Source organism: Falsiroseomonas sp. RANM36, assembly GCF_056682175.1.
In genome coordinates this window covers 557,503-565,074 of the sequence record NZ_JBWXTD010000003.1, presented here as the reverse complement: position 1 = coordinate 565,074, position 7,572 = coordinate 557,503, and the positions used below count along the sequence as shown (strand labels likewise).

General features: G+C 70.5%; 7 protein-coding genes. 3 read left to right on the top strand and 4 right to left on the bottom strand.

What is annotated here, in order from left to right; translation table 11 throughout:
* Positions 1 to 47: 47 nt before the first annotated feature.
* Genes AC1MIR_RS07480 through AC1MIR_RS07465 form a run of 4 tightly spaced genes read right to left on the bottom strand, consistent with a single transcriptional unit; the run spans position 48 to position 4,149 of the window.
* Positions 48 to 1,028: a Bug family tripartite tricarboxylate transporter substrate binding protein gene (locus AC1MIR_RS07480; RefSeq protein WP_480027553.1), complete on the bottom strand. Its 981-nt coding sequence runs from the start codon at positions 1,026 to 1,028 to the stop codon at positions 48 to 50.
* A gap of 22 nt (positions 1,029 to 1,050) precedes the next feature.
* Positions 1,051 to 2,352, bottom strand: coding sequence for an alanine racemase (locus AC1MIR_RS07475; protein ID WP_480027552.1), 1,302 nt, complete (start codon positions 2,350 to 2,352; stop codon positions 1,051 to 1,053).
* Complete coding sequence (locus AC1MIR_RS07470) at positions 2,349 to 3,113, bottom strand: class II aldolase/adducin family protein (protein ID WP_480027551.1); 765 nt, start codon at positions 3,111 to 3,113, stop codon at positions 2,349 to 2,351. The genes AC1MIR_RS07475 and AC1MIR_RS07470 overlap by 4 nt, the downstream gene beginning before the upstream one ends.
* Positions 3,114 to 3,150: 37 nt before the next feature.
* On the bottom strand, positions 3,151 to 4,149 hold the full coding sequence (locus tag AC1MIR_RS07465; RefSeq protein ID WP_480027550.1) for a succinylglutamate desuccinylase/aspartoacylase family protein: 999 nt from the start codon (positions 4,147 to 4,149) through the stop codon (positions 3,151 to 3,153).
* 79 nt (positions 4,150 to 4,228) lie between these two features.
* Between AC1MIR_RS07465 and AC1MIR_RS07460 the strand changes: the two genes are divergently transcribed.
* The 3 genes from AC1MIR_RS07460 to AC1MIR_RS07450 all read left to right on the top strand — a co-directional run.
* Positions 4,229 to 5,770 carry an ABC transporter substrate-binding protein gene (locus AC1MIR_RS07460; RefSeq protein ID WP_480027549.1) on the top strand — a complete coding sequence of 514 codons (1,542 nt, stop codon included), beginning with the start codon at positions 4,229 to 4,231 and terminating at the stop codon, positions 5,768 to 5,770.
* A gap of 80 nt (positions 5,771 to 5,850) precedes the next feature.
* On the top strand, positions 5,851 to 6,801 hold the full coding sequence (locus tag AC1MIR_RS07455) for an ABC transporter permease (RefSeq protein WP_480027548.1): 951 nt from the start codon (positions 5,851 to 5,853) through the stop codon (positions 6,799 to 6,801).
* Positions 6,788 to 7,572, top strand: a 785-nt coding sequence (locus AC1MIR_RS07450) for an ABC transporter permease (protein ID WP_480027547.1), incomplete at its 3' end; no start/stop codon positions are given. The genes AC1MIR_RS07455 and AC1MIR_RS07450, both read left to right, overlap by 14 nt.

Sequence of the window (7,572 nt, the reverse complement as noted above, 5' to 3'; positions counted from 1 at the left end):
GCCGGGCGCCGGCCCCGGCAGCGCCCAGGCGATGACATCCGCGAAACTCACCCCGCGCTGGCGCCGGAGCGCTGCACGGCCTCGCGCCAGACCTGGCGTTCTCGCGCCATGACGGGTGCCAGCGCGGCGCGGCCCTGCGGCATCGCGTCGGCCTGGCGCTGCGCCAGCACCGCGGCCCATTCGGGGCTTTCCATAGCGCCCTTGAAGGCGGCCTCGAGCCCCGCGAGCACCGGGTCTGGCAGGGCCGTCTGCGCGAAGATGCCGTACCAGGGGCTGGCATCGAAGCCGGGCAGCGTCTCGGCCACGGCGGGCACGTCCGGCATGGCGCGGAAGCGCTGCGCGCTGGTGACGGCGATGGCCTTCAGCGTGCCGCCGCGCACCTGCGGGGCGGAGGTGCCGAAGCCATCGAAGGCGACGCCGATATTGCCCGCGACCATGTCGTTCAGCAGCGGCGAGGAGCCGCGATAGGGCACATGCGTCATCTCGATCCCGGCGCGCGAGCGGAACAGCTCCATCGAGAGATGCGTGAAGGAGCCGACGCCGTTGGAGCCGTAGTTCAGCCCGCCCGGCGTCGCCTTCGCCTTCGCGATCAGCTGCGCGACGCTGGTGACGTCCGGCATCGCCTTGGGCGAGACGACCAGCAGATTGGGCTGCTGCGCCAGCATCGCGATGGCGACGAAGTCCTTGTCGGGATCGTAGGGAAGCTGCGGGTAGAGCGCCTTGTTGACGGCGATGATGCCCTGTGTCGCCACCAGCACCGTATGTCCGTCCGGCGCGGCGCGCGCGACATACTCCGCGGCGAGGTTGCCGCCGGCGCCGCCGCGGTTCTCCACCACCACGGGCTGCCCGATTCGCGCCTGCAGCAGCTCCGCCGCGGCGCGGGAGAGGATGTCCGTGAAGCCGCCGGCGGCGAAGGGAACCACCAGGCGAAGCGGGCGCGTGGGTGTCCAGGTCGTCTGTGCGCTTGCCAGGGCGGGCAGCGCAAGGCCGGCGGCCAGCGCCGCGCGCCGCGTGATCCGAGGGGTCATTGTTCTCTCTCCCGTGAAGCCACTAGAAAAAAGTGCGGATCGCTCCGGTGATCCGGAAATCCCCGTCCACCAGCGGGATCACCTGCCACTTGTCGAAGGTGGTGCAGGGATGCGCGACGCCGAGCACGACGATGTCGCCCACGCGCAGCAGCCCGTCGGCGGGGCCGATCAGGTAGCCATGCTGGTCGTTCATGCCCGTCACCTTGTGGAAGGCGCCGAAGGGCATGGATTTCGTCTCGCCCGCGCGGACCAGGCGCAGCGGCACGGGCCAGCCCGTGTCGAAGCCGATGTCACGCTTGCCGCAGGTGATGATGGCGCGGCCGGGTTCCGGGATGGACTGCACATGCGCCCAGACTTCCATCGCGGCCTGCAGGTCACCGACGGGCCAGTCGAGCGTCAGGCTCTCCCTGCGCATCCGCTTGTAGGATTGCTCGTAGCCCAGGCTGTCATGCGTCACGTAGCAGCCGCTGCGCAGCACGCGGCGAACGGGCCGGCCGAGCTCGCCGGCTTCGGCCAAGCGCGGCCCGATGCGGTCGAAGAAGGCGGAGCCGCCGGCGGTCAGCAGGATCTCCGGGTTGCCGAACAGGCTTTCTGCCGCGCAGGCCCGCGCGGTTTCCGTCAGCACGTGCAGGAAGGCGTCCACCTGCGCGGTCTCGGTCAGCAGCCCCTCGAAGGCCTCGACACCGGCGAGCGAGAGGCCCGGCGCGGCGGCGATGGCGCGCGCGACGGCCAGCGCGGTCTTCGCATCGCGCGCGCCCGTGCGCCCGCCCATGGTGCCGACTTCCAGCAGAACGTTGAGTGGCCGCGCATGGCCGGCGCGCGCGGCGCCGGCGGCGAGCCCCTCGACCACCGCAAGACTGTCGGCCAGCACGTAGAGATCGAAGTCCGGATCGGCGATGGCGGCGAAGGCGGCATCCACCGCGATGCGCCCGACAGGCTGGTTCGCCCAGATCACGCGCTTCACGCCGAAGCGCCGCGCCACCTGCAGCTGGTGCGCCGTCGCGACCGTGATGCCCCAGGCGCCCTCCGCGATCTGGAGGTTCCAGATCTGCGGCGACATCGTCGTCTTGCCATGCGGGCAGAGCGAGAGCCCGTTGCGCTGCGCGAAATCCGCCATCCAGCGCGCATTGCGGCGCATGACGTCCGCGCGCAGCACGGCGAGCGGCAGCGGCATGTCGGGCAGGGACCAGCCCTGCGCACCGATCTGGTCGAGCCGCAGGGACGCGCCGGGCTTCACGCCCTTGACCGTGCCGTCCAACGCGAAGCCCGCGATCGCCTCGTCGGCCGGCGCGAGCGGGTCGGCCAGCAGCACGCCGTCCGTCATTGCTTGTAGTCCGGCTCTTCCCTGTCGAGGATGCGTCGCCAGGCGTTCAGGTGCAGCCGCGCGTCGTAGCGGTCGCCCCAGGGCCCGTTGTAGCGGCGGCGCAGGCGCTCCGGCAGGTGGTGCATCGCCTGGCCGGTGGACATCGCGGTCATCTGGTACATCGCGGTGCGCTCGGCGATGAAGCATTCGTCGAAGGCGTCCGCGACGGTCGGGCCGACCACCGTGACGCCATGGCCGCGCATCACCATGGTGGACTTGTCGCCGAGGCAGCGCGCGATGCGGTCGCCTTCCTCGTTGTGGTGCACCGGCTCGTCGCCCTCGTGGTCGTAGACGATGCGGTCATTGAGGGCGAGATTGTTGTGGTGCGACAGGTGCATCTCCGCATCCCGCAGCAGCGAAAGCGCGGTCAGCCAGCGCGGATGTACATGGATGACGCAGGCGGCGTTGGGGTTCAGCAGGTGGATGCGCGCATGGATGTGGAAGGCGACCTTGCGGAGCTCGCCCGTGCCGCGCAGCACCTTGCCGTCCAGGTCGCAGACGATCAGGTCGCTCGCCTTCAGCTCCTGGAACAGGTAGCCGCGCGGGTTGATCAGGAAGAGCGGCTCCTTCTCGTCGGGCAGCATCAGCGAGTTGTGGTTGCCGATCTGCTCGTTCCAGCCTTCGCGCGCGGCGACGCGGAACACCGCCGCCATGTCGCAGCGCAGCTCCCACTCGCGCGCCTCGGCTTCGCTGTTGCTGCGGGCCTCGATGATGGCGGACATGCTCGTGCCTTCCTCGTGATGCCGGTCCGGGGGGAGCCTACATATCCCGCGCGATGACGGCTACCGGGTCGCCGGCCTTCACCCGCCCGGCGAAGCGTGCGCACCAGAGCAGGCCGGTCGCCTTGTAGGCGAGTTCGATGGGCGGCGCGCCCGGATCCTCGATGCGGTGCAGCAATCCGGCCGGCATGCCTGCCTGCACCGTCGTGTTCAGCGGATGCGCCGCTTCCCAGATGCCGTCCGCCGGCGCGAAGACGTAGTGCGCCAGGTCCGGCACGGTCATCCGGCGCGAGGGGCCGTACTCTCCGACTTCGGGAAGCCCCTCCAGCACGCCGGCATGGCGCAGCACGTTGCGCACGCCGCGCTTCGTGATGGTCAGCGCCGCCGGATTGAGCCGGCCGCCGCCGCCGAGCTCGGAGGAGAGCGCGACGATGCCGCGGTTCTCGGCAGCGGCCAGCAGGGTCGGGCCGGCATTGACCTCCTTCAGCAGCAGGGTGATCGGCGCGCCGAAGGCATCCGCCATGGCCAGCGTGCGGGCCTGCATGTCCGCGTGGTCCAGGATGTGGCCGACGGCACTCGGCACGATGTCCATCCCCGTGCCGCCGCTGTGCAGATCCATCTGGTAGTCGCAGATCGGCAGCAGCACACTGTCCACGAAATGCGCGAGCGACAGCGCGAAGCCGCCGAAGGGATCGCCCGGGAAGCAGCGGTTGAAGTCGCGGCCATCGAGCGGGCTGAGGCGCTTGCCGGCGGCGCAGGCGGGGTAGTGCATGGCCGGCAGCAGGATGACGCGGCCCTGCACCTCCTCCGCCCGCAGGCTGCGCGCGAGATCGAGCAGCGTGACCTGGCCCTCGTATTCGTCGCCATGGTTGCCGGCGGTGAGCAGCACGGTCGGGCCCTTGCCGTTCGCCACCACGACGATCGGCACCTGGATGGTGCCCCAGCCGGAATCGTCGCGCGATTGCGGCACGCGCAGATGGCCGACCTGCCGACCACTGGCCCAGAGGTCCACCTCCGGCACAACCGGGCTGTTCGTCACGCCGCGTTCCCCCGCATTGAAGTTTTTCGCGACCCGACGGTAGCATCCCCCGGAGAACAGGTAAGAGAGGGGAACGGCTATGCTGACGCGACGCGATCTTGGTCTGGCCGCCGGGGCGGCCGCGCTGCTGCCGCTTGCGAGGCCCGCGCTGGCGCAGGGCGCCGGCGGCTCCATCGTCATGGCGCAGCAGGCGCAGCCACCCAGCCTGGATGCGCAGGTCACCAGCGCGCAGGCCAGCCGCAACATCAACCTGCACATCTACGAGACGCTGTTCGCGCGCGACGAGGCCGGCAACCCGCAGCCCGACCTGGCGGAAGGCGTGGACATCTCGGCCGACGGCCTGACCTACCGCTTCGCGCTGCGCGACGCGCGCTTCCACAATGGCAAGCGGATGACCAGCGCGGACGTGAAGGCTTCCCTGCTGCGCTACGGCCGCGTCGGCGCCTCGGCCTTCATCATGCAGCCGGTCGAGGCGATCGACACGCCCGATGCGAAGACGGTCGTGGTGCGCCTGAAGAACCCGAGCCCGGGCTTCATCGCCGGCATCTCCTCCCCCCGCGCGCCCTGCGCCATCATCCCGGAGGAGGAGACGGGCAAGGAAGCCAGCCGGATCGAGATCATCGGCACCGGCCCCTACCGCTTCGTGGAGTATCGCCCCGACAGCCATGTGCGGCTGACGCGCTTCGGCGACTACGTGCAGAACACGAAGTACCAGGGCATGGACGGCTTCGCCGGTCGCAAGGTGGCGAACGTCCAGGACATCACCATCCGCTTCGTGCCGGAGGCCGGCGCCCGCACCGCCGGCCTGCAGACGGGCGAGATGCACATCCTGGAAGCCATCGCCGTTCCCGCCGCGCAGCGCCTGCGCAACGACCGCAGCCTGGTCATGCACGAGATGATGCCCTGGTCCTTCCAGACGCTCATGCTCAACCACGCCATGGAACCGATGAACAACCCGGTCTTCCGGCGTGCGCTGCAGGCGGCGCTGGACCTTGAGGAGGTCATGGCGATCTCCACCGACGGACTCTACCGCATGCTGCATGGCTGGCAGCATCCGGGCACGACCTATTTCGCGGGCGATGTCGGCAAGCCGCTCTACAACATGAACAACAAGGACCGCGCGCGCGCCCTGCTGCGGGAGAGCGGCTACCGCAACGAGGAGATCATCATGCTGGGGGATTCGAGCTTCTCGAACCACCAGGCGACGATCGTCACCGCGGCGGAGCAGCTGAAGTCCATCGGCCTCAACATCCGCACCGTGATCACCGACTGGCCGACCGCCTTCAGCCAGCGCACCCAGCGCACCGGCTGGCACATCTGGGCGCTGATGATGGGCATCGAGCCCTATGAGGGGCCCTATGGCGTGGTCGGCTTCTTCAGCGGCAACGCGCCCGTGCAGCATGTGCGTGACGACGTGATCGAGGATTGCCAGCGCCGCCTGAACACCAGCCTGGCCGAGGCCGACCGCAAGAAGGCGGTCAGCGACTTCCAGGCCCGGATGTACGACCAGGCCATCGCCATCAAGTGCGGCGATGTCGGCATCGTGCAGGCGACGCGCGCGCAGGTGCGGGACTACAAGCCGTACCGCATCCCGCGGATGTGGGGCGTGACCCTCGCTTAGCCGTTCGATCGTCGGAGGGCGCAGGCGAAGCCGAGCATCGGAGACGTGAATCGAACGGCAAACCAGCAAGGGACGGCGACATGCTGAGATATGCCGCCGCGCGGCTTGTCTCCGCCCTGCCGGTGCTGCTGATCGTGTCGCTGCTGTCCTTCGGCATCGTCTGGATCGTGCCGGGCGATGTCGCGGTGGAGATGGCCGGGCCGACCGCGACGGCCGAGGAACTCGCGCGGCTGCGCGAGCGCCTGGGCCTGACCCGGCCGTGGCACGAGCAGCTGGTCGGCTGGTATTCCGCGCTGGCGCGCGGCGATCTCGGCGAGAGCATCCTGCTGCGCCAGGGCGTCGGCGCGGCGATCATGGAACGCCTGCCCGTGACGCTCTCGCTGACCTTCACCGCGCTCGCCATCGCCTTCGTCTGCGGCACGGCGCTCGGCGTGCTCGCGGCGGTGCGGGCGGGCAAGGCGGCGGACCGCGCGGCGATGGGCACGGCGCTGATCGGCTTCTCGCTGCCGGATTTCTGGCTCGGGCTGGTCTTCGTCTATCTCTTTGCCGTCGTTCTGGGCTGGTTGCCGACCGGCGGCTATGTGCCCTTCACGCGGGACCCGCTCGGCTGGGCGCAGGCGATGATCCTGCCGGCGGGCACGCTGGCGCTCTCGCAGATGGGTCTCTTCGCGCGGATGACCCGCGCCGCGATGCTGGAGGTGCTGCGACAGGACTATGTCCGCACCGCGCGCGCCAAGGGCATGCCGGGCTGGATCGTGGTGGGCAAGCATGCGCTGCGCAACGCGCTGATCCCCGTTGTGACGGTGGCCGGCATCGCGTGCGGCGTGCTGCTCGGCGGCGCCGTGGTGATCGAGAGCGTGTTCAGCCTGCCCGGCGTCGGGCGGCTGATCGTCGGTGCGATCCAGCGGCGCGATTATCCGGTGATCCAGGGCGGCCTGCTGCTGACGGCGACCATCTTCGTGCTGGTGAACCTGGCGGTGGACCTGCTCTACGCCGCCCTCGACCCGCGGATCCGCCATGGCCGGCGCTGACGCGCTCACCGCCGCCGCGCCGCCGCCGCGCGCGAAGGTGCCCGGCGCACTGGCGCGGCTGCTCGCGCATCCCTCCTTCCGCTGGGGGCTGCTGCTGTTCGGCGCGGTCGCGGTCTGCGGCCTGCTGGCAGACTGGCTCGCGCCCTATGACCCGCTGCGCAACAATTTCCGCACGCGCTTCCAGCCGCCCTCCGAGATCTTCTGGTTCGGCACGGACCGCTTCGGGCGCGACATCCTCTCGCGCACGCTTTTCGGGATCCAGGTCTCGCTGCGCATCGGCCTCGGTGTCGCGTTGCTGACCGCGGTCCTCGGCGGCGCCATTGGCGCTGTCGCAGGCTTCTGGCGGCGCGCCGATGGGCCGATCATGCGCGTGATGGATGCGCTGATGGCCTTCCCGGCGGTGCTGCTGGCCATCGCGCTCGCCGCGGCGCTCGGACCGTCGGAGCTCAACGTAATCGTCGCGCTGTCCATCGCCTATGTGCCGCGCACGGCGCGGGTGATGCGCGCGGGCGTGCTGGTGGTGCGGGAGTTCCCCTTCGTGGAGGGTGCGCGCGCCATCGGCGCCTCGCCCAAGCGGGTGCTGCTGCGGCACGTGCTGCCCAACGCGATGGCGCCGCTGGTGGTGCAGCAGACCTATGTCTTCGCGCTGGCTGTGCTGGCCGAAGCCGTGCTGAGCTTCCTCGGCGTCGGCCCCCCCCCCCCCCCCCCCCCCCGCGGGGGCGGGGGGGGGCCCGGGGGCGGGGGGCCGGCGCGCCCCCCCCCCCGGCCGCC